Below are 22109 nucleotides of genomic sequence, written 5' to 3'. Positions count from 1 at the left end.
AATCCCAGCCGCTATTTGTGTGATATATTATTCATTTAATAGAATTCAATCGACTGATGCTTATTGCTTTTATTATAAAAGACCGATTAAATGTCCACCGATACCTACTACAAATAGACCAAGGATGATAACGATAGGGCTGACATTTTTCTTCAATAACCACATGCACAATAATGTTAACAACAACGGTGCCAATCCTGGGATCAATTGATCTAAGTTGTCTTGTAATGTAGTTACTTTAGTAGGAGAAAGAGACATACCTGAGTTTACTTGTTCAAAGGCTTGACGCATACCTTCTCCACCTGCAGGAAGCTCATCCCATTTAATATAAGCACCTTCATCCAATTGTACTTCAGAAACGATTGGTTTGAATCCAATCGATACCCAGCGCTGTACTAAAGCTGCCAGTACGAACATCCCTAAGATAGATGCACCTTTAGTAATGTCTTGCAATAAACCACCTGAAAGGTCTTCTGTGATTTTAGAACCAGCTCTGTAGCCGAATTCTTGTGTATACCACATGAATCCCCAACGAATTAAGTTCCAAGCTACGAAGAACAAGATTGGTCCTAAGATGTTTCCGCCAATTGCTAATGAAGCTCCTAAAGCACCTAACATCGGACGTACAGTAAACCAGAACACTGGGTCACCAACACCGGCTAGAGGGCCCATCATACCAACTTTAACCCCTTGGATAGCTACATCATCAACTGGAACGCCATTTGCACGTTCTTCTTCAAGAGCTAAAGTAACACCAAGAATAGGTGAAGCGATATACGGATGTGTGTTAAAGAATTCTAAGTGACGTTTCAATGCTAATGAGCGGTCCTCTTTTGATTTGTACAATTTTTTAATGGCTGGAATCATTGAAAATGCCCAACCGCCGTTTTGCATACGTTCATAGTTCCAAGAACCTTGGATAAATGTTGAACGCCATGCCACTGCTAAGCGATCTTTTTTAGTTAAAGTAATTTTTTCTTCCATGTCGTTTTCTCCTCCTTCAGGATTAATAATCGTTTAAGATATCACCAAGCGGGTCACCTGTATTGTTACCGCCGTTACTTGAAGATCCTCCCATTTTAGAAAGGTTCAAGTACACAAGAGCAATAGCTACACCAATCGCTCCAAGACCAATAAGAGTGATTTCAGATATAGCTGCAACTACAAATCCAAGTACGAAGAATGGCCATACTTCTTTGTTTGCCATCATGTTGATAACTAATGCATAACCAACGGCAACAACCATTCCACCACCGATAGCCATACCGTCAGTTAACCATGCAGGCATTGATTCCAAGAAACCTTGAACTGTAGCTGCTGGGATGAATAATAGTGCTGCTGCTGGAATTGCAATACGAACACCTTGCATACAGATAGCTGCAACTTGTAAAATCTCAATTTTTCTAAAGTCTCCATCTTCAGCTGCTTTATCCATTGCATGTACAATAGGAACAGCCAACGTACGAACAACCATTGTCAAGAAAAGTCCTGCAACTGCAAGAGGAACTGCGATAGCGATAGCTGCTGGAACACCAGCTACTCCTTGTCCACCTAAAACCAAAATAATTGCTGATGCAACAGATGCTAATGCAGCATCGGGTGCTACGGCTGCTCCAATGTTAGCCCATCCAAGTGCGATCATTTGAAGAGTACCGCCAAGAACGATACCAGCTGTTAAATTTCCTGTTACTAATCCGATCAAAGTACATGCTACTAGAGGTTGATGAAATTGGAATTCATCTAAGATTCCTTCAATACCGGCTAGAAAAGCAACAAGTATTACTAAAATAATTGATATAATAGACATAATAGCCCTCCTAATTAATTTATTTCTATTTATTGATTAAGCTTTTGCTAAATCAGTTTTTGCTTTTTTCAAAAGTTCATCGATATTAGCACGAGAATCGTTAGGCACTTTACGTACATCGAATTTGATTCCTCTTGATTTCATATCTTCAAAAGCTTTTACATCTTCTTGTCCCATAGAAAGAACTTTATTTACAACTACTTTTCCTACAGAGTGAGCCATTGAACCTACGTTTACTTCTTCAATCTCAACGCCTCCGTCAAGAGCACGAATAACATCTGTCGGGTTTTCAAACAATAGCAAAGCTTTTGTATTTCCAAAACGAGTATCTTTTGAAATTTCCACTAATTTTTTGATTGGGATAACATTGGCTTTAACTCCAGGAGGAGCAGCTTGTTCAATCAATTTCTTACGCATATCGTCATTGGCTACAGAATCAGAAACAACAATAATACGGTTTGGTTTTACTGATTTAGACCACGCTGTTGCAACTTGACCATGTAATAAACGAGAGTCTACACGAGTTAAAACAAATTTGATCTTTCCATCTCCAACTACTGTGTTTGGCGCAAGCGGTGCTTGAGGTTGTCCATCTTCAGCGACTGGAACTGTAGCTGTTATAGGAGCTAAGTTTTCAGGGTTCACCTTCACTCCGTCTCTTCCTGCTTCAACGATATGTGATGCGATCTCTTGAGCAGAGGTCATAGATAAACGAGAACCGTAAGCTTCGATCAGCATTGGTAAATTCAATCCTGCAACGATTGCCCATTTGTCTTTGTGTTGTTCAAATAATGTGTTCGCTTGATTAAATGGTGTACCTCCCCACAAATCAACTAAGAACAATACTTCGTCTTGATTGTCGAAAGAAGCAATCGCAGCTTCCATCTTAGCTCTTACATCTTCTGGACCTTCACTAGGCATTAATGTAATAGCTTGAACATTTTCTTGTTCTCCGAAAATCATTGCTCCGGATTGCAAGATGCCTTCAGCAAATTCGCCATGGCTTGCTAGTATAATTCCTACCATATTTTTACCTCCTAAATAATTTATTCATTTCCTTACTGCTTTTCCTGAATGAAACACTAGCTTAACTAATTTGACTCATCCCTTTGTGATTGAGACAAGCGCCCCCTTTCAATCGAATCCTGCCTGATTACCAAGCGAAGGTACTTCACTTGATTCATCTATCCGCTAAATGCCTCTTATTTTCTCCACACTATATTCGTGACTGACAAGTGACTTTAACGGCGCAGCAGTTCATCGGTATCCATTTGCTTAACGGACTCATTTCGCTAGTTTTGATTCTACTGTATCAGTTGTTTCATCCGTCACTAATATATTAGCAAGTATCGTGCCAACTTTAGTGTATCCGGCTGAAACCTTTATTTATCAACGATAAATCTCTTCTCCGCTCACAAAAAGACACACTATTTAGTGTGTCTTTTTGTTTGTTAGAGAGTTTTAAAGCAGTATTTTTTTAGTGTATTATTTACCTCTGATACTAAGTACGTTGAATATACCGTTGCTCTTTTCTCTATTGCTTTAAATTCTCTTTTATTTGTTTCACTCCAGCAACGAATTCTTTCTTTCCGCCTTGTGCAGGATGTCTTACTTTTTGACATTTTATACCTAATTTAGTTAAGCTTTCATATGCTTTATTTCCCATAGCTATTATCTCTTCTATTTGATACAGTCGGACCAAATCTAAAAGGAAGGGCTCCCCTATCATCAACTCTTTTTTCGTAGGCATACGATTGCTTTTTTCTTCATTTATTCTGTGCGGATGAAACGGAAAAGCATTCCACGATAGAAAAACCAACTCCTCTTTTAGCATCGTTTCCAAAATAATCGTAGCCGTCGCTTCCTTCAACAATTTTTCTTTCTCTATCGGCAACTGGTAGCCGTTTTCTTCGCCAAATAGGATTAACCCTCCCTTATTATGCATCAATAAATATTCACTTGTAAAAGGGACACCCGTCAAACGGCTCCCTCTATAACCAGGCGCTTCTCCTACCAACATTATTTTTGGCTTAACATTTGCCATATGCTGCAAATAAATTCCTAAGTTCTTTCGTCTGACGGAACTTTCTGGATAATCATCAGAATATTGGTTATATACATTTGATGGCACGTTAGTTGTTGCCAATTTTTGGATAAATCTGTCTATTTCATCTATCATAACTTCCTCCTTTTTCGCATCATTCTCGCCTAGTGGTCTTCTATTCTTAGAATATAACAAAAAAACTAGAGCATCACACCTTAAAGGGTGCGATACTCTAGTATGAGTTTACTGTTTACTTAGGCTTCTTCTAAAGGTAGTTTCCCTAATTCTTGAGCTTTGAATCGTTTCTCAACCGCTAAGATAAACGGCAAGTATAGAAGAACATCTAGGACAATCAAAACGATTTGCAGGATAGATCCACTAATACTTCCTGTTACTAAGAAACCACTGATAATAGGCGGCATCGTCCATGAAGCAGCTGTTCGAGTCAACGGAACTAATCCTGAAGACATGGCCAAGTATGCTACAACAACGTTGATCATAGGTGCAATAACAAATGGAACAAACAACATGACATTTAATACGATAGGAACTCCAAACATCGTCGGTTCATTGATATTAAATATTCCAGGTACCACTGTAATTGGAGCCAACACTTTTGTTTGTTGACTGGTTTTTTTCTTACGAGCGAGATAACCGGTCAATTGATTTCAGAAAATTTGATTCATGAGATTGGAGAAGAAGTAACCACTGAAACAAAATCTGGACGCAGAAAAATATTATGGATGATTTCTAATGCACATAATTATTACATCGGTATTGAGCTGTCTGAGAAATTCTTTTCTTTTGTATTGAGCGACAACAAAGGAAACAAAGTAAAAGAAAAAGTCATCTCGTTTCAGACTTCTGCTGAAAAGGAAACATGGAACACCACCAAACTCATCAAAGAATTGAGTACTTTTTTGGAGTTGTGTAAAGAATACAACCCTGAAGCCATTGGTGTAGCATTACCGGGTCACTTTGATAAACAGAGCTGTACCATATTAACCAATAATCCTTTTTGGAAAACATTCACCTTAAAAGAATTAGTGGACAACAGTCCTTTACCCATTTATTTTGAAAACAACGTACAAAGTATGGCGTTAGCAGAACGAATTTTTTCGGAACGCCATAGAGATCAAAATTTCGCTGTGCTCCATGTAGGTCGCGGAATGTTTTGTTCTTGCATTTACGATGGAGAACTTTATGGAAAAAACAATGTATTGGCAGGCGAGATCGGCCACACAATTTCTCATCCAGATGGCGAACTGTGCGAATGTGGAAAAAGAGGATGTCTCCAAACATATGCCAGTGAAGCATGGATCATCAAAAAATTACAGATTCTTTATCAAAACTTTGACAACACTTATCTTCGTCAACTAGCTGACACCCCTGGGGATATTACCATTGAAACCATTTTACGTGCTTATGCTTTAGGTGATGAAGGGGTAATAACGATCCTGCATAACGCTATTAAATATTTGTCTATTGCCATCAACAATATTTCTATGATGATTGATACAAAAACGATGATCGTTCATGGTCAGCTGTTCGATGAGCCGCAGTTGATAGCTCTTTTAAAAGAACATTCTGACCGGCATGTCATGATATTAGCAGCAGAACGCAAGTTAAGCATTGAAATAAAACCTTACTCTACTACAAATGGTGCCTTAGCCGCTTGTGGTTTATGCGTACAAAAAAACTTATTAACTGCTTAAGCACATACTATCTTCATTCTACAAACACAAAAAAAGAAAGCTGAATCCAGCTTTCTTTTTTTATGTTCATAACTCTTTGAAAAATCTTTTCTGTAATTTGTCTGCTTTATAACCAATATGTTCATAGAATTTATGCGCTTCTTTTCTATGTTCAGCTGAATTCAACCGAATCCCACTGTAGCCTCTTGCTTTAGCTTCTTGCTCTAACTGCTTCATCAACAAAGTTCCTATACCGTTATGTTGATACTCTTTGTCTACTGCGAGTGCCATGACATTGAACATGGGTTCAGCGTACGTATTTTCATAAACTTCCGCATGAACATATCCTGCTACCTTTTTAATGCTTTCTTCTTCAAAAGCTAAAAAGTAATGATGCTGGGTATCCTCCAACAATCGTTTCAGCTTTTCTTGTGTTGAAGACAAAGGAATAGTGTATCCTAATTGATTTTGATTCAACCGGTTAAGCTCCACCCCGTCTGAAAAAGTTAAGTGTCTGATCATTTGATCTCCCCATTATATGAAGTTTTTTTTGACGTTGTATGCTGCATTGTCGGAGTCTCTTTTAACGAGCTCCCCCTCCGCCGCCTCCACCAGCGCCTGCTCCGCCGCCAAAGGAAGTCGCTCCTCCAGTTCCGGATGCTCCTGATGAAGTACTAGAATAAAAACCTCCACTAGCCAAGCCGTCAGACCAGTTGCTTCTAAATCCTGTCATGCCATTCCAATACCAATAATGATAAACAAAATTCCCATTATCATATCCGTAGTCATTATTTGTTGGATCGGGAACCATTTCTTTAAACTGGTCAGTGATTTCCTCGCTTCTGGCATATAAAATGTTCCATAACAGAAACTCTTCTACACTGAATGGATTTTCTCTGTTCGCAAACCCTTCTAACTCGATTTCTTCCAAATAATTATCGAATTGTACTAAACGATCAAATAACTGATCTCCTTCCGGACTAGCGACTGCAACTAAATGCTTAGTTCCCCAAACCTTGATTTCTTTAAAAGTAACCAACTTTTCTTTTTCTAGATACTCTGTTGAATAAGCCGTTAAATAATTTGCAAAGGTCTCTACTTCTTTGGCATTCTTTTTAGCCCATTTTTTAATTCTGTCGTCTCCGACTATTCCATTGCTGTTTGCTGCATCTAACAGCATCAACCATAGTCCCATTTCATAAGATTCATTGCTAGTCTCTAGATTTTCTATGTGATCTGAAAATGACTCTGGATGCAATTGACGTTCTTCTTCATACTGTTGAATAGTGATCTCTGTATCAAATTTTTCTCCAAAAATAGAATCATCTTTAGAAGCATTGATCAAGATACGTTCCTCAGTGACCCACTTCAGTAAATAAGCGGAGAAATAGTCTTCAAAATAGCCCTTCTGGAAATCTTGCAGCAAGTATGCGATGCCTGCAATATCTTCTCCGCGATAAGGAATTTCCTCATATAAAATTCCTTTATTGTCTTTCATTCTTTCTAAACCAAAACGCATCCGACCTGCTTCTTTTTTGGCTTTATTCACTTTGACGGCAAACGCTGTTGCCCCTAAAGCCGCTCCTCCACCAACCATTGCCATGCCAATTGCGATGGCTATAGGGATGTCATCTGAAGAATCATTGTACGCCGACCCATTCATAGCCATTTCTCGTTGTTCTTCTAACGTATCATCCACACTGACTTGAGTATTGAAAAATCCTGGCTGAAATTGCAACAACACCGTTACATCATTACTATCATCCACTTCCTCATTAGCTTGCCAGACGATCTTATCATCTACCAGCTCGATATCACCTTCAAATCCAAAGCCCCAAAAACGGACATTGTCTTCTGTAAAAGGTTCTGGACTAGAAATTTCGACCATTAAATTTTCTGCCGGTATGTCAGAAAAAGTATCAAAGTTCCATAACAACGCTTGCCCATCTTCTAATTCACGTACCAAATTGGATAAAGTATATGTCACTTCATACTCATTTATCCCATAATCTCCAATTCCCCACACCAGTTCTAATCCGTCATCGGTTTCGATGACGCCATATTTTCCAGCTTTCTCTTCTCTGGAATCATCTGAATCCCAATCTGTCACTTCTTCAAATCCTGCTACTTGAAACCCCAGCAACTCTGAATCTTGCATTTCTTCTAATACAATAAACAATTCCGTTCCTTCGTCCATATTCATTTGACGGTACTCTTTTACCACCCCTGAACCATCTTCCAGCAACTCTATCTCAATTTTTATATCCGACAATTCATTTTCCGCGAAAACCGTTTCTCCAAATGCTAAACTCATCAACAATGCTGCACCGATACCTAAGATTCTTTTTATCCTACCCCTCATAACTTATACCAACTTTCCAAAGTTCTACTGAACTTCTATTTTTTGATAGATTCTTGCTATGTAGTTGATCATTTATTGAAGAGACCTTTCGTACATCAGCCCAATGTTCTTTTATGTAGATTGTCCTAATTGAATTTTAACAAAACAATCGTTAGGAGTACAATGTATCTTATTTATTTACTGCTTTTTTGGAATATTTTATTGAGAATCCGTTTGTTTATTTGCTTTGTAAGTAGATTGTTTGACTCCTCTATCTATGTCTCTTAGACTCGATATGTAACGATGAACAGTTATTTAATGGAAAGGATTTGATAAACATGAATAGGAGTAAGTTTCTAAGAGGGTTACTCAGTCTGTCAGCTGTTGCTTTGCTGGCTGCTTGTTCAACAGACAACAGTTCAGAAGAATCAAGTGAAGCTTCTTCTGAAAATACATCTGTCGAAAGTTCATCAGACAGTTCTTCTATGGATCACACAGAACATATGGATGATATGATGCACGATGACTCAGGTGAGATTCCGTCAGGTTTGAAAGAAGCTGAAAATCCTGCTTATTCTGTTGGAGATACAGTCACTCTTAAATCAGGGCATATGGAAGGTATGGAAGGTGCAACAGCAGAGATCGTCGGAGCCTTTGATACTACCGCTTATGAAATTTCATACGACCCTGTAAATGGCGGCGATCGAGTTGAACATCATAAATGGGTCGTTCAAGAAGAAATCGCTGATACCGAGGAGCAAATGATAGAACCTGGTACAGAAGTTACTTTGGAAGCCAATCATATGGAAGGTATGAAAGGTGCAACAGCTACCATTGAATCTTCTGAAAATACCACAGTGTATATGATAGACTACCAACCAACTACAGGCGAAGAAATTGTCAAAAATCACAAATGGGTTACAGATTCAGAAGTAACCACTCAATAAGTAAAGAAAAAGAGCTGCTAGTTTCCTTAACAAAGTCTAAATCAGACTTAAACTTTGTCGGATCAACTACAGCTCTTTTTATGTTATTAGTTTAGTCACAGATCCATTGGCCGTCAATCATATTGCAAGCCGACGCATCCGTTCCCATCAATTTTAATCCTTTTAATTGGAATCCTTCTTCTTCAGCGATTTTTTCAATCGTTTGTTCAATGACTTCTTGCGGTTGCGCTCCACTGATTAAATATTTTTGATTCACTACTACTGCTGGTGCTCCTTGAATACCGTAATCCTGAACTCTTTGGAGATCTTCTCTAACGGCTTGTTCAGTTTCAAGGTCTTCAAATTGAGTTTTCCATGCATTGAAGTCAACTGAAGTTTGTTTGATAACTTCTTCAATAACCGTTAAGTCAGAAATATCTTTATTTTCCACAAACAGCGCATGTTGTAAACCGTCGAAAACATCCCAATACGATTCTTGATCAGCTATGATACCCGCAGCTTTAGCAGCTTTCAATCCATTTTTAGAAGTTGGGAATAAGAAATCTTGCTCTTTCATTCCTTCGATATTAAATCGGTGTTCGTCATCATTTTGATTGGCACTTTCCCAATGATGCATCACTTCAGGTTTTACCGCTTCATGTGAACCAAACATTTGAACAAATTGCTCTTTTTCCCATCCTAAAGCAAATGACCGATGCACGATGTCTAATTTTGGATATTTCTTCGCTACTTTTCTCATTCGATAAGACATTGGAAAACAAAAACTGCAAATCGCATCATGAAAAAACTCTACTTGCATATCAACACTCCTAGTCGTTTACATTATTTCGTCCTTTTCAATTCACTTACTTATTGTAACTTAAATGCTTCTCCTTATCAACAACTCAATTTTCAGCAAACTATTTCCAAATACTATATGATAGAAGTAATACATCTAAAAGGAGAGATATTATGGAATTGACTGTCTATTTAGCAGGACAAATTCACGATAATTGGCGTGAAGATATCATCAAACTAGTGAAAGAAAAGAACTTGCCTTATTCCTTTGTAGGTCCGCAAACCAATCATGATCTATCTGACAACATCGGAGAAGAAGTATTAGGAAAACAACCCAACAATTTGTTTAAAGACCAAGCAGCCAGTGACATCAATAACTTCAGAACTCAAGTATTGATGCAAAAAGCGGACATCGTTATTGCTCTATTTGGAGAAGAATACCGTCAATGGAACACGGCGATGGATGCTGCTGCAGCTATCAACACGGGTAAACCCTTGATTATTGTTCGCCCTGAAAAATTGATCCACCCCTTGAAAGAATTGTCTAACAAAGCCAATGTAACAGTGGAATCGATTGATCAAGCTGTACAAGTCTTGGAGTATGTTTTTCGATGATGGATAATGTATACTGATCTTCTATTTTATTAAACGCTGGATTCTTATTTAGAAAATCCAGCGTTTTCTGTATTCATTAAAATAAATATCTATACTCGTCCATGGTTGATTCAATTTCGCGCGTTATATTTTTATGCATATTGACTATTCGCGCCATTTCTGAGATATTCCTACTATTGTGTATTGATACATGTAATTAGTTTAATTTTCATTGGAGGCAATTTAATGCAAAGAAAAGATATATTTGTAGTTGGTTTTATGCTTTTTGCGCTGTTTTTTGGTGCTGGAAACCTGATTTTCCCAACCGCTTTAGGTTTTCAAAGTGGAGAATATTTTTTATCAGCTATTTTAGGCTTTATTTTGACCGGCGTCGGTCTTCCTTTATTAAGTGTCATTGTCGGTTCTATTTCAGAAAACGGATATAGAGCATCGTTGAAACAGATTCATCCGGTATATTCCATTATCTTTTTAATCGTTGTTTACTTAACCATTGGTCCGTTTTTCGCTATTCCTAGAACAGCAACAACGGCTTATGAAATTGGTGTTGTCCCTTTTTTACAACAATCGACAAACATGAGTTTATTTTTCTTTTCAATTCTCTTCTTTTTATTGGTTTTATTTGTTGCACTAAACCCGAACAGCTTAGCAGATAATATAGGAAAATATTTAACACCTACTTTATTAGTAACGATTCTCATCCTTATTATTCGAACAATAACGATGTACTATTCAAATGATCCTCAAACAGCAGATGTTTCATTTGAATTGCAAGCTCCTTCCATTATAGGCTTTACTGAAGGTTACTTGACGATGGATGCCATCGGGGCAATTGCTTTTTCTATTATCGTTTTGAATTCTATACGAAATTTAGGAGTAACGAATCGAAAGGATTTGCTGATCGGAACTGTGAAATCTTCGTTTCTAGCTGCTTTATTACTTGGCTTAGTTTATATCGGTTTAGGTTGGACGGGTAATCGGGTGATATTGAATAACGGTCTTCCTGAAAAACAAAATCTCGGTACTTTTTTATTGCAATATGTCTCAAATGAAGCCTTCGGTGCTCTAGGGATCATTTTGCTTGGAACAATCGTTTTCTTAAGCTGTTTGACAACAGCTACAGGCTTGATTTCAGCAGTCAGTGAATACTTTAATAGTTTGTTTCCAAAGATTTCTTATAAAACTTTTGCAGTACTATTTACAATCGTCTCATTCATATTAGCTAATCAAGGTTTGGATCAAGTCATCAAAACCAGTGTACCTGTTTTAAATGTGATTTATCCAATCGCAATGAGTACGGTTTTGCTTCTTTTGTTCACGTACTTCATTCCTTCACCACGCCTCAGTTTGCAAATACCGGTTATAGTAGTTTCTCTTATCAGTTTACTTTCCATGGTCCATGCAAATGGTTGGCTTCAAGCAGATTGGTTAAAAATATTACCACTTTACTCTTATCAATTGGAATGGATTCCTCTACTGGTCAGTGGATATGTCATGGGGTACTTAGCAGGAATGAAACAACCAAAAGTCACCTATTAAATTCCTGAGAGATGCAGTAGACTCAATGTCTACTGCATCTCTTATGCACTGAAATCTTGTTTTGACAAACATGTGCAATTTGAATGATCTAACGGTAAAATACATTCTATAATGGACATGAAGTAGTCACTACTTTAATAAGGAGACAACTGAATTGAAAAAGAAAAACTTTAAATGGAGAGCTCTGGTTTTCAACCCAATCGTTTTAGTCGTTTATGGTATTGGCTGCTATTATTTGTCTTTTCTTGCTTGGTATGGTGGTGTTGCAAGAAGAGCACCAATCATACTGGCTACTTTTGGCAGCTTGCTGATTTGGTTTGGTTGGTGTTTTTACCGATACAGAAAAAAGCGTAATGCCGTAAAAAATACTTCTGGCAAAAGTTCACCCTCCTCTATATGGGAAAACTTTTGTAAATGGTGGTTTAGGATAAGCCTTCTTTCTTTCACCTTCATTACTCTCGTTACAGGATTCCAAATTTATCAAAGTGCTATCCATTTTCAAGGGAAGTTAGCTTTTGAGATACACGATTTCTTCAATACTCGTGATATAGCATTCGTACACAATAATGTCTATGAAGATGGCTTAGACGGCTTACTTGTCGATCTGCAAACTGAATTGGAGTTGCCGGAAGAACTGTATCTTTCTAATGAATTTGATTTCACATTCAATAGTGACGGTGAAATCACTTATATCTACAGTTTCTTTTATGGTCTTGACGAAAATAAAGAAACGAAAAGCTTTTTATTGAGTTATGATCGTGAAAAAAGCAAGGACATACGTGTTTACTTAAATGGGTTCGCTGATCCAACTTTTGAGGATACGATGAAATTACAACCTTTGTTTGACGGCGTAAAAACTCTTCCTTTAAAAGAAACAGTTGCTGAGTGGGGGGAAGAAACGGTCGGCATTTATTATGCAGGTTACCGAAGTTGGGGATACAACACAGAAGGCATTGTTTATTTTGACCAAGAAGGAAATACTCTTCCACTAACAGATGCTTCTAATGAAATCACAGGTTATACGATTTCTCTATACGCACCTGATAATGATACTAAAACACCTATGCGTTTCATGGATTTTTCTACTGCTGGAATGCTTCAAGAAGAAGTTGCCATTGAGGCAACACAGCCGCAAAATGATGGCGAAACTTTTTTCCTCACTAAACAATTAGGGTATCAATTGACCGTCGTTGACGCCGCTGCCGGGTCTCGCTTTTACACCTTGAGTCAGTCATTGGATGGCGGAAATACTTGGGAGCTCATCAATCCTGATCCTTTTTTAGGTGAATTGGGTGTATCTACTGGAATTACCTTTATCAATGAACAGCTGGGATTTATCGGTTTGTCTCATAATGGAGGAAGTTACTCGGAATTGTATCTCACAACAGATGGCGGAGTGACATTTGAAAAAGTAGAGATTCCTCCTGTACAAGTTCCTTTAACGGAAACAGAAAAATACAATCCGTTTGATTTTCCCGAAATACCGTACGAAGATAATGGAGATCTCTTTCTTCCGGTCGGCCAAGGACAAGATGGAGACTACAATAAAGCTAGTCACTTACTTTACCGGTCTACTGATGAGGGTAAAACTTGGGAATATGCAGAAGAACTATTCTGGTAATAAAAAAACGATGCTGGATGTCTTTCTTATAAAGATACCCAGCATGGTTTTCTATTTGATTAGTTTATACGGTTAATTCTGTTTTACAGCTTTTTGTTTTACATTACTTGCTTTGTTGACTCTGTTCATGTAGAACAAAATCATTCCAGCTCCCACAAGTGCCATTCCTGCTGAAATCAATAACGCCATTGAGTAAGAACCTGTTGATTCTCTGATGCTTGAAGCAAGCGATGGGCCTAAAATCGATGCGATTCCATAAGCCGTGAACATCCAGCCATAGTTAGAAGCTGATTTTGATGCTCCCCAGTTCTCTGCTGTGATTCCAGGGAAAGAACCTAAGAACCCGCCAAATGATAAAGCAATAAAGATCAATCCTGCAATACCGGCAACAGCTTCCAATGTGTTCGCAAAATTTAATAAGATCAATCCAGTTCCTGAAACAATAAACATACTCATAACTGTTTTGTATCTTCCGATTTTATCTGAAACTGAACCCCAGAAAATTCTTCCTAATGTATTTGCCAGTCCTACGACCATAACAATAACCGCTCCAGCTCCCAATGTGTAGTAAGAAGCTAAGTTAGCCGCGTGACCAATTACCATTAATCCACTTGTTGCTGCAAATGTATAAATTGCCCATAAAATCCAGAAGTTTAAATCACGAAGCATTTCTTTGTAATTTTTGTCTTTGTCAGTTGTTACTCCAACGGCTTTTTCTTGCACAGGCGGGTTTTCCATCACGAAAGATGCTGCACAAATGACAACTAATAAGATTCCGCCTAAGATTTTAAATGTATCATTTACGCCTACACTCTCAATCATATTAGTAGCAATAGGAGCCAACAAGATTGCTCCAGATCCAAATCCAGCTGCTGTTAATCCGCCAGCCAAGCCTTTTTTGTCTGGGAACCATTTTACAGTTAAGGCAGTAGCCGTTCCATATCCAGCCCCGATCCCTAACCCTAAAATCACTCCATAAGTTAAATACAACATAATAATGCTGTTTGCAAAACCCGTTAAGAACATTCCTAAACCAAACAACAACCCAGCCGCAAGAACGACTTTCTTTCCGCCGTGTTTATCAACGATCGGTCCGCAAATGATCATCCCAACCGGAACCATCGCGAATGAGATACTAAACGCTAAAGATGTTTCACTCAACGTCCAATCTGTATTGGTCTCTAATAAAGCCGTTTGGAACACTGACCAAGCATACCCTGCTCCTAATGCCAAATTTGTTATGATAGCTGCAATCAAAATTAACCAACGATTCTTTTCTTGTTTCATCTACCTTCCTCCTATAATCTTAAGTAATATGAGCTCGCTTTATAAAGCGTTTTCAATTACATATTCTATAGAGGAATGTTAGAAGAAACCACCAAGTAAAAATGAACTCTATGATAAGCATTCCTTATAGGCATTAGCATTACTATTAACATTACCTAAAACAAAATCCTTTAATAAAAAATAAATCCTAGGATCTATTTTCTTAATAGCATCCTAAGATTTATGAGTGTATACCTATACTACCCCACTGACCCTTCCATCTCATAAGCGATCAATCGGTTCAATTCTACTGCATATTCCATTGGGAGTTCTTTCGAGAACGGTTCAACAAATCCCATGACGATCATTTCAGTGGCTTGTTGTTCCGTTAAACCTCGGCTCATCAAGTAATAGAGTTGTTCTTCCGATATTTTTGAGACTTTGGCTTCGTGTTCCAGAGAAACATTTCCGTTGTGGATCTCATTGAACGGGATCGTATCAGATTTAGACAAGTCATCCATAATAATCGTGTCGCATTCAATATGAGAAATCGACCCACCGGAATTTTTTCCGAAAGTTACTTGTCCGCGGTAGTTGACTTCTCCGCCATCTTTCGCAATCGATTTTGAAACGATAGAACTGGAAGTGTTCGGAGCATTATGAATCATTTTGGCTCCCGTATCTTGGTTTTGTCCAGCTCCTGCCATCGCAATAGACAACATCGTTCCTCTGGCTCCACGTCCATTTAACGCAATACTTGGGTATTTCATCGTAGTCTTGGCTCCGAGGTTCCCGTCGACCCATTCCATCGTCGCTCCTTCAAGCGCGACTGCCCGTTTGGTCACCAAATTGTACACGTTGTTCGACCAGTTTTGGATCGTGGTGTAACGACAGTACGCATCTTTTTTAACAACGATCTCTACGATAGCCGCATGCAGACTGCTGGAAGAAAACGTGGGTGCTGTACACCCTTCTACATAATGCACACTCGCTCCTTCATCCACCACGATCAGCGTCCGTTCAAATTGACCCATCGCTTCATCATTGATGCGGAAATACATTTGCAAAGGAACATCACAGCGGACACCTTTCGGCACGTAAATAAACGTTCCGCCAGACCAGACAGAGGCATTTAATGCAGCCAATTTATTATCCGTTGCCGGTACGACTGTTCCAAAGTGTTCTTTAAAGATTTCCGGATACTCTTTCAATGCTGAATCTGTATCGGTAAAAACGATCCCCAGTTTTTCAAATTCTTCTTTCATGTTGTGGTAAACGACTTCCGATTCGTATTGCGCTCCAGCACCTGCTAAATATTTCCGTTCTGCTTCTGGTATTCCTAAGCGTTCAAAAGTTTCTTTGACTTTCTCTGGAACATCTTCCCAACTGCGTTCAGGTTGATTGCTGACGGTCTTGTAATAGGTGATTTCATCAAAGTCGATTGCTGATAAATCTGCTCCCCATTCAGGCATGGGTCGTTTCAAGAAGTGCGAGTAGGCTTTTAATCGATAATCCAGCATCCACTCCGGTTCATTTTTGCGTTGCGAGATTTCTCTGACTGTCTTTTCCGTAAGGCCTTTTCCAGTCGTGTAAATAGAATCCACGTCATCATGGAAACCGTATTGATACTGTTCGCGTTCAGGTACTTCCATTTGTTCTCCTCCTTACGATTCTTTCATTCCGCTAATGCTTTTTCTAGCGCTTTCCATGATAACGTCGCACATTTGATACGAGCTGGGAATTTGGCAACTCCCGACAACAATACTGCATCTCCTAATTCTTCCACATCCTGCACTTCTTCTCCTTGGACTAAAAGCGAAAACTGTTTCTCCAATTGCAATGCTTCTTCAAGAGTTTTCCCTACCATGAGATCCGTCATCATGCTGGCACTGGCTTTACTAATCGTGCAACCATGACCGCTGAAACGAATGTCTGTGATGCGATCATCTTCGATCAAGAAGTGAAGTTGAATTACGTCTCCGCAAGTAGGATTGTTCAATTCAATCGTGCGAGTCGATTCGTCAAGCTTCCCATAATGATGAGGATGCTGTGAATGGTCTAAAATCACTTGGCGGTACAATTGATCCAATTTAGATAGTCCCATAACTAAAAAACTCCTTTGTCGCGATTAGTGCTTCAACAAATTTGTCAGCATCTGCGGTTGTATTGTACACATAAAAACTGGCACGAGCTGAAGAACCGCATCCCAGTCTAGTCATCAATGGCTGAGTACAGTGATTGCCTGCTCGAATGGCTACACCTTCCATATCCATCGCTGTTGCAACATCATGCGGATGGATGTCTTCTAAATTAAAAGTGATGATTCCGGTTCGTTGTTCCAGTTTTGCCGGTCCATAAATGGTCAGCCCAGGTATAGCCGTTAATTTAGGCCATAAATACTGCATCAATTCTTGTTCATGTTGTTGGATGTTATCTACTCCAATGGCCTCCATATAATCAATTGCTGCACCAAGCCCGATCGCTCCTGCAATATTGGGAGTCCCGGCTTCGAACTTCCATGGCAACTCTTTCCAAGTACTCTCTTGTTCAGTAACGATATCAATCATTTCACCGCCAAATTCAACGGGTTCCATTTGCTCCAGTAAATGTCGTTTTCCATATAGAACACCAATCCCTGTTGGTCCAAGCATTTTGTGACCACTGAAGGCGTAGAAATCAACATCCAGTTCTTGCACATCGACTTTTTGATGCGGAACAGCTTGAGCTCCGTCCACTACCAATACGGCTCCAGCTTCATGTACTAAGTGAGCGATTTCTTGTATCGGATTTACTACCCCTAATACATTGGATACATGGGCAAGAGAGACGATTTTTGTTTTGCTGGTCAATTGGCTGCGCAAACTGTTCATATCCAACAATCCTTCAGGAGTTATGTCAATGTACTTCAATACCGCTTGCTGTCTTTTTGCCAATTGCTGCCAAGGGACAATATTGGAATGGTGTTCCATGACAGAGATCAAAATTTCGTCTCCCTGGTGTACACTTGCTTCCCCATAGCTTTTTGCTACCCAGTTCAAACTCGTAGTCGTTCCTCGAGTAAACAACACTTCAGCTGATTCTTTTGCATGAATGAAGTGCTGCACTTTTTGGCGAGCTGCTTCGTATTGTGCTGTAGCTCTTTCAGCTAAAGTATGGACTCCGCGATGAACGTTGGCATTGTTTCGGCGGTAATACTGTTCTACGGTGGCTAAGACGGTCGTTGGTTTTTGAGACGTTGCGGCATTGTCCAAATATACTAACGGCTCTTCATTGACGAGTTGGTTTAAGATCATAAAATCAGCTTTTATCTTGTCCGCAGAAAAACTCATTCACTCAACTTCCTTTCAATCGTCTCCACCAATTCTGTGCGCATCGCTTTTAAAGGAATCGCCGTAATTACGGCACCTAAAAAACCTCTGATGACCAATCGCTCTGCTTCTTGTCTAGGAATTCCTCGACTCATTAAATAGTACAATTCTTCAGGGTCGACTCTTCCAACACTAGCTGCGTGTCCTGCGGTGACATCATTCTCATCAATCAGCAAAATTGGGTTGGCATCTCCTCTAGCATGTTCAGACAACATCAAGATTCGGCTTTCTTGCTGGGCATCCGCCCCTTTAGCTCCTTTTAAGATGTGTCCGATACCGTTAAACGTCAGCGTAGATTTGTCTAAAATCACTCCATGCTGCAAAATATGACCAGTGGTATGCCGACCGAAATTAGTCACTCGAGTGTCGATTCCTTGAATCTGATTGCCCATACTGATGGCAACGACTTTTACTTCACTGCTGGAACCTTCACCTACTAAATCCGTATCAAAATCTGCGATCACATTCCCTGTGTTCATAACCCCTACTGCCCAATCGATAGAGGCATCTTTGTCCGTATGTCCTCGCCGATTGAGATAAGCTGTTGTTTGCTCTCCCAACTGATCCACTGCAGAAACTTTTACTGTCGCACCTGGTTTAGCAACAACTTCCACTATGATATTGGCTGAACCCTTTTCAGTTCCGACCGTTTCATATTTCTCCACATAGGTAAAAGAGCTGTAGCTGTCAGCATACACCAACACATGTTTGATCCAGCTATTTTTGTGCAAGCTATTTTGAACAAAAGTAGCTTCTAGAGGTTCTTCTATGACTACATGTTTCGGAACATATAAAAACACTCCGCTTGTCATAAAAGCAGCATGAAAAGCCGTCAGTTTATCTTCGTTCGGATTGACCGCTCTATTCATGTAACACTCTTCTACTAAATCCGGATATTCTCTTAAAGCTGTAAAGATGTCCGTAAAAATTACCCCTTGGTCTTTGTATTTTTGGGGCAGAAATTCGACCATGGTTTGATGGCCTACTTGGACGATTTGAGGAGTCTGTGCATACTCTTGGTCTTCCGGCAAGATGAATCCTTCAAACGTTGTCAACTCTGGAATCTCGATCAATGGCCATCGTTTATAGTTGACTCGTTCAAATACAGGCCAGTCTAAATCATCAACTCGTTTTAAAGCCGTTTTCCTCAATCTCAGCATCCATTCAGGCTCGCCCATTTGTGCAGAAAATTGCTGTACCATTCCAAAATTTTCTTTATACATCACTTCTTGCATTGACTTGCCTCCTTAATCTTCGTCTAACACGACTTCTAAACCTAATTCATCTCTGATTCCTTTATACCCTTCGACTTCTAATCGTTTCGCCAATTCTGCCCCGCCTGTTTTGACGATGATTCCATTCATCATCACATGGACCACATCAGGAGTGATGTAATTCAACAACCGCTGATAATGTGTAATAATCAATGAACCGAAATTCTCTCCTCTCATTGCATTAACCCCTTTAGAGACGACTTTCAATGCATCGATATCCAATCCTGAATCGATTTCATCTAAAATCGCAAATGTAGATTCGATCATCATCAATTGCAAGATCTCATTTCGTTTTTTCTCTCCACCGGAAAAGCCTTCGTTCAAATAACGTTCCGCCATTTCTTCCGGCATATCTAAAACAGCCATTTTCTCATCTAATTTCCGAATAAACTCCATCACAGGAATTTTATTGCCTTCTGGACGTCTAGCGTTGATGGCGGCCCGCATAAACTCAGCATTTGTGATCCCTGCTATCTCGCTTGGGTACTGAACAGCTAAAAAAAGTCCAGCTCGAGCTCTTTCGTCGACTTCCATCTCTAATACATCTTGCCCATCCAATAAAATTTCGCCTTTAGTAACGGTGTAGCTGGGATGTCCCATGATCGCTGCTGAGAGCGTCGACTTTCCAGTTCCATTCGGACCCATGATGGCATGGATTTCCCCTGTATTCATGATTAAATCGACGCCTTTTAAGATTTCTTTATCTTCTATGGATACATGCAGATTTTTTACTTCCAATCTCGCCATAAAGCTTCCTACTCTCTAAAGTTTTATAATTATTTCACAAATAGTTATTGAAGAGTTTCTTTGATTTATACCTCTCTATTTTATGACAACAGCGGCTTTTTAGCAACTGTTATCCGATTCAAAGCCCAGCCGTTTTCTTTAATTTTTTCATTATTTGTTCAATTACAAACAACAGGACAACAAAAAAACACTGAAGCAACATTTGCTTCAGTGTTTTAAAACTTATTCGCTTTTATAGCCAAAATCAGGCATAGCTGTCCAACGTTCTCTTAATACATGTGCGATCATTTTTGGTTCTCTCGCACGAGTAAAGATCCCTTTTTTGTTTCCTTGCACGCGATTGATGCCGACTTTTGTTTCAAAATCCGCAAAGTTCCACAATTGTTCTCCAATAACTTGTTTATAATCGTCAAATACTTTGTGGTACATGTTGTAGTAACGTACCTGATATTCTTCTGTAAATGGAATAACATCGATTGCATGATACCCTGGAACGGTATCTGCACCGTATTCTGTAAACATCACTGGTTTACCAGGGTACATTTCTTCCCATAAGTCTAATTCTTCACGCAGACCTTTTTCCCCAGCTTTCAAATCTCCTGTATGGAAATACCAACCGTAATAACGATTCAAACAAATAACATCTAATAAATCAGCTACTAAATCTTTATCTGGTGTAGACATTTGAATATTCACGATGGTTACAGGTCGGTTTTGCGGATCCAATTCTTTCGTCAAGTTAATCAACGGCTCAAAATATTCTCGTGCACCTTCTTCATGCAATGCCGGTTCATTTGCGATTGACCAAAAGACGAGATCATTTTATCTACAAAAGAAAAAATAGTTCCCATAACCCCTGGCGCGTAACGACCTGTTTTATACGTTTCATAGTCTGTAATATCTGGAATCATTGGAATAACGATTCCGCCAGCTACCGTTCTTACTCCATTACCTAATATAAACAATACTAAGAAAGCAATCGTCATGAAGCTCATATTACTAAAGCTGATTGTCGATGGATCTCCTAACCAAAGCAATACAAATAAAGCTGAGTAGACAATAATACACGCCCATGTAGAAACGACTAGTGCTTGTTTAGAACCTAGCTTACGTGCATACCTGGTTCCAACTTGGATAATTAGGAGAGATGGAATCATTGTGTAAGCTGACATTTGTCCATATAATCCGTAATCTCCAATAACGACTCCAAATAACAATACCATTACAATTGAGTTATTCGCGACTGTCAATGCCAATTTATCTGTAGCCGCAGCAACAATCAACATTTGTAAGGGACGATTACCTTTTAAAATCGCAAACATATCTTTTAAACCAATTTTTTCTTGTTTTCCTCCAGTACCAAAGTTTTCTGTCTTATCATGTTTCCAGATTCCGATAGTGGCTAAAAGTGTCAGTAAACCTGCAGCTAAAACAACGGTTAGAACAAATTCACTAAAGAAGTCAATATTGAAACCACCGTGTTTTGGTTCTAAGTAATTAGAAATATAAATTGCCGCCCCTGCAAAAAATAAAGATGTGTAAGACAAGTCAAAGGTAGAAAACAAAGGTCTTTGGTTAGGATCATTAGTCAATACGGTTTGTCCAGATTTTGTACAAGCAGTTTGAAATGTATAACCAACAATATAAATAGCATAAAGCAATACAAAATAAATCAATCGAACGTTTTGAGGAACTAAATGATTTGTAAAAAATATCAGCAGAACTGTAATGGTCATAACGACATAACCAGCAATCATAAATGGTCTAAACTTCCCAAGTTTACCATCCGTTTTGTCGATCCATAAGCCTACAATAGGGTCCGTAATACCGTCCCAAAGACGACTACCAGTAATAAGAGTTGATACAAGAACCGTTCCTAAACCGACGATTCCAGTTGCATAATAAGAAACGAAAGTCATCAAAAACATAAAAATATTCGTAGCCGTATTGTTTAAAGCAAAAGCTCCAATCTGCCAAGTTTTTGCTGTTCGATAACTACTAGGCCTTTTTGTAGCAAGATTATCTGGATGTACATCAATTACTTTTTCCATTTTCACACACTCCTCTATTTT

General features: G+C 39.0%; 20 protein-coding genes and 1 pseudogene. 5 read left to right on the top strand and 16 right to left on the bottom strand.

The window, feature by feature from the left end:
• Positions 1 to 72: 72 nt before the first annotated feature.
• From BM137_RS07950 to BM137_RS07930, 5 genes and pseudogenes are all read right to left on the bottom strand, one after another.
• A complete protein-coding gene (locus tag BM137_RS07950; protein ID WP_092480625.1) occupies positions 73 to 984 on the bottom strand; it encodes a PTS system mannose/fructose/sorbose family transporter subunit IID in 912 nt (303 codons plus the stop codon).
• Between the two features lie 22 nt (positions 985 to 1006).
• The gene (locus BM137_RS07945) at positions 1007 to 1807 is read right to left on the bottom strand and encodes a PTS mannose/fructose/sorbose transporter subunit IIC (protein ID WP_092480624.1); all 801 of its coding nucleotides are present in this window, start codon (positions 1805 to 1807) and stop codon (positions 1007 to 1009) included.
• A gap of 36 nt (positions 1808 to 1843) precedes the next feature.
• On the bottom strand, positions 1844 to 2833 hold the full coding sequence (locus tag BM137_RS07940) for a mannose/fructose/sorbose PTS transporter subunit IIA (protein WP_092480623.1): 990 nt from the start codon (positions 2831 to 2833) through the stop codon (positions 1844 to 1846).
• 508 nt (positions 2834 to 3341) lie between these two features.
• A complete protein-coding gene (locus BM137_RS07935; RefSeq protein ID WP_218147502.1) occupies positions 3342 to 3986 on the bottom strand; it encodes a uracil-DNA glycosylase in 645 nt (214 codons plus the stop codon).
• Positions 3987 to 4105: 119 nt separating this feature from the next.
• Positions 4106 to 4507 (bottom strand): annotated as a pseudogene (locus tag BM137_RS07930) (PTS transporter subunit EIIC); the annotation flags it as partial.
• Positions 4508 to 4594: 87 nt separating this feature from the next.
• Between BM137_RS07930 and BM137_RS07925 the strand changes: the two are divergent.
• Complete coding sequence (locus BM137_RS07925; RefSeq protein WP_244887673.1) at positions 4595 to 5566, top strand: ROK family protein; 972 nt, start codon at positions 4595 to 4597, stop codon at positions 5564 to 5566.
• 66 nt (positions 5567 to 5632) lie between these two features.
• Here BM137_RS07925 and BM137_RS07920 read toward each other — a convergent pair whose 3' ends face one another.
• The gene (locus tag BM137_RS07920; protein ID WP_092480621.1) at positions 5633 to 6067 is read right to left on the bottom strand and encodes a GNAT family N-acetyltransferase; all 435 of its coding nucleotides are present in this window, start codon (positions 6065 to 6067) and stop codon (positions 5633 to 5635) included.
• A gap of 61 nt (positions 6068 to 6128) precedes the next feature.
• Positions 6129 to 7907, bottom strand: a complete 1779-nt coding sequence (locus BM137_RS07915) for a DUF2207 domain-containing protein (RefSeq protein WP_092480620.1) — start codon at positions 7905 to 7907, stop codon at positions 6129 to 6131.
• A gap of 317 nt (positions 7908 to 8224) precedes the next feature.
• Here BM137_RS07915 and BM137_RS07910 point away from each other — a divergent pair, with 317 nt between their 5' ends.
• Entirely contained in the window at positions 8225 to 8833 is a 609-nt protein-coding gene (locus BM137_RS07910; RefSeq protein WP_092480619.1) for a YdhK family protein, read from the top strand.
• Between the two features lie 91 nt (positions 8834 to 8924).
• Here BM137_RS07910 and BM137_RS07905 read toward each other — a convergent pair whose 3' ends face one another.
• Entirely contained in the window at positions 8925 to 9632 is a 708-nt protein-coding gene (locus tag BM137_RS07905) for a DsbA family oxidoreductase (RefSeq protein WP_092480618.1), read from the bottom strand.
• A gap of 152 nt (positions 9633 to 9784) precedes the next feature.
• Between BM137_RS07905 and BM137_RS07900 the strand changes: the two genes are divergently transcribed.
• The 3 genes from BM137_RS07900 (at position 9785) to BM137_RS07890 (ending at position 13382) form a co-directional block, all read left to right on the top strand.
• Positions 9785 to 10225: a YtoQ family protein gene (locus BM137_RS07900; protein ID WP_092480617.1), complete on the top strand. Its 441-nt coding sequence runs from the start codon at positions 9785 to 9787 to the stop codon at positions 10223 to 10225.
• Positions 10226 to 10450: 225 nt separating this feature from the next.
• On the top strand, positions 10451 to 11761 hold the full coding sequence (gene brnQ / locus BM137_RS07895; protein ID WP_092480616.1) for a branched-chain amino acid transport system II carrier protein: 1311 nt from the start codon (positions 10451 to 10453) through the stop codon (positions 11759 to 11761).
• 154 nt (positions 11762 to 11915) lie between these two features.
• A complete protein-coding gene (locus tag BM137_RS07890) occupies positions 11916 to 13382 on the top strand; it encodes a WD40/YVTN/BNR-like repeat-containing protein (protein WP_244887672.1) in 1467 nt (488 codons plus the stop codon).
• Positions 13383 to 13454: 72 nt separating this feature from the next.
• On the opposite strand, the gene BM137_RS07885 is transcribed toward BM137_RS07890, so the two are convergent.
• The 8 genes from BM137_RS07885 to BM137_RS07850 form a co-directional block, all read right to left on the bottom strand.
• Positions 13455 to 14669, bottom strand: coding sequence for an L-lactate MFS transporter (locus BM137_RS07885; RefSeq protein WP_092480615.1), 1215 nt, complete (start codon positions 14667 to 14669; stop codon positions 13455 to 13457).
• 239 nt (positions 14670 to 14908) lie between these two features.
• Entirely contained in the window at positions 14909 to 16300 is a 1392-nt protein-coding gene (sufB, locus tag BM137_RS07880; RefSeq protein WP_092480614.1) for a Fe-S cluster assembly protein SufB, read from the bottom strand.
• 23 nt (positions 16301 to 16323) lie between these two features.
• Positions 16324 to 16752: a Fe-S cluster assembly sulfur transfer protein SufU gene (sufU, locus tag BM137_RS07875; RefSeq protein ID WP_092480613.1), complete on the bottom strand. Its 429-nt coding sequence runs from the start codon at positions 16750 to 16752 to the stop codon at positions 16324 to 16326.
• The gene (locus BM137_RS07870; RefSeq protein ID WP_092480612.1) at positions 16739 to 17977 is read right to left on the bottom strand and encodes a cysteine desulfurase; all 1239 of its coding nucleotides are present in this window, start codon (positions 17975 to 17977) and stop codon (positions 16739 to 16741) included. The genes sufU and BM137_RS07870 overlap by 14 nt, the downstream gene beginning before the upstream one ends.
• Positions 17974 to 19251, bottom strand: a complete 1278-nt coding sequence (gene sufD / locus BM137_RS07865) for a Fe-S cluster assembly protein SufD (protein ID WP_092480611.1) — start codon at positions 19249 to 19251, stop codon at positions 17974 to 17976. Before sufD ends, BM137_RS07870 begins: the two co-directional genes overlap by 4 nt.
• 12 nt (positions 19252 to 19263) lie before the next feature.
• On the bottom strand, positions 19264 to 20037 hold the full coding sequence (gene sufC / locus BM137_RS07860; protein ID WP_092480610.1) for a Fe-S cluster assembly ATPase SufC: 774 nt from the start codon (positions 20035 to 20037) through the stop codon (positions 19264 to 19266).
• Between the two features lie 222 nt (positions 20038 to 20259).
• The gene (locus tag BM137_RS07855; RefSeq protein ID WP_244887671.1) at positions 20260 to 20820 is read right to left on the bottom strand and encodes a glycoside hydrolase family 2 TIM barrel-domain containing protein; all 561 of its coding nucleotides are present in this window, start codon (positions 20818 to 20820) and stop codon (positions 20260 to 20262) included.
• Positions 20781 to 22088, bottom strand: coding sequence for an MFS transporter (locus tag BM137_RS07850; RefSeq protein WP_092480608.1), 1308 nt, complete (start codon positions 22086 to 22088; stop codon positions 20781 to 20783). Before BM137_RS07850 ends, BM137_RS07855 begins: the two co-directional genes overlap by 40 nt.
• Positions 22089 to 22109 lie beyond the last annotated feature (21 nt).

Origin of the sequence: Desemzia incerta, from assembly GCF_900115825.1 — a bacterium.
Classification (GTDB): domain Bacteria; phylum Bacillota; class Bacilli; order Lactobacillales; family Carnobacteriaceae; genus Desemzia; species Desemzia incerta.
The sequence above is the reverse complement of the archived record's forward strand: the minus strand, read 5'-3'. Positions and strand labels throughout refer to the sequence as shown.

Excerpts from the sequence above, each read along its gene's own strand:
- BM137_RS07915 (WP_092480620.1), bottom strand. The coding sequence starts at position 7,907 with ATGAGGGGTAGGATAAAAAGAATCTTAGGTATCGGTGCAGCATTGTTG.
- BM137_RS07925 (WP_244887673.1), top strand. The coding sequence starts at position 4,595 with ATGATTTCTAATGCACATAATTATTACATCGGTATTGAGCTGTCTGAG.
- sufU (WP_092480613.1), bottom strand. The coding sequence starts at position 16,752 with ATGGGACTATCTAAATTGGATCAATTGTACCGCCAAGTGATTTTAGAC.
- brnQ (WP_092480616.1), top strand. The coding sequence starts at position 10,451 with ATGCAAAGAAAAGATATATTTGTAGTTGGTTTTATGCTTTTTGCGCTG.
- BM137_RS07900 (WP_092480617.1), top strand. The coding sequence starts at position 9,785 with ATGGAATTGACTGTCTATTTAGCAGGACAAATTCACGATAATTGGCGT.
- BM137_RS07935 (WP_218147502.1), bottom strand. The coding sequence starts at position 3,986 with ATGATAGATGAAATAGACAGATTTATCCAAAAATTGGCAACAACTAAC.
- BM137_RS07910 (WP_092480619.1), top strand. The coding sequence starts at position 8,225 with ATGAATAGGAGTAAGTTTCTAAGAGGGTTACTCAGTCTGTCAGCTGTT.
- BM137_RS07905 (WP_092480618.1), bottom strand. The coding sequence starts at position 9,632 with ATGCAAGTAGAGTTTTTTCATGATGCGATTTGCAGTTTTTGTTTTCCA.
- BM137_RS07870 (WP_092480612.1), bottom strand. The coding sequence starts at position 17,977 with ATGAGTTTTTCTGCGGACAAGATAAAAGCTGATTTTATGATCTTAAAC.
- BM137_RS07950 (WP_092480625.1), bottom strand. The coding sequence starts at position 984 with ATGGAAGAAAAAATTACTTTAACTAAAAAAGATCGCTTAGCAGTGGCA.
- sufC (WP_092480610.1), bottom strand. The coding sequence starts at position 20,037 with ATGGCGAGATTGGAAGTAAAAAATCTGCATGTATCCATAGAAGATAAA.
- BM137_RS07940 (WP_092480623.1), bottom strand. The coding sequence starts at position 2,833 with ATGGTAGGAATTATACTAGCAAGCCATGGCGAATTTGCTGAAGGCATC.
- BM137_RS07850 (WP_092480608.1), bottom strand. The coding sequence starts at position 22,088 with ATGGAAAAAGTAATTGATGTACATCCAGATAATCTTGCTACAAAAAGG.
- BM137_RS07885 (WP_092480615.1), bottom strand. The coding sequence starts at position 14,669 with ATGAAACAAGAAAAGAATCGTTGGTTAATTTTGATTGCAGCTATCATA.
- BM137_RS07945 (WP_092480624.1), bottom strand. The coding sequence starts at position 1,807 with ATGTCTATTATATCAATTATTTTAGTAATACTTGTTGCTTTTCTAGCC.
- sufD (WP_092480611.1), bottom strand. The coding sequence starts at position 19,251 with ATGCAAGAAGTGATGTATAAAGAAAATTTTGGAATGGTACAGCAATTT.
- sufB (WP_092480614.1), bottom strand. The coding sequence starts at position 16,300 with ATGGAAGTACCTGAACGCGAACAGTATCAATACGGTTTCCATGATGAC.
- BM137_RS07920 (WP_092480621.1), bottom strand. The coding sequence starts at position 6,067 with ATGATCAGACACTTAACTTTTTCAGACGGGGTGGAGCTTAACCGGTTG.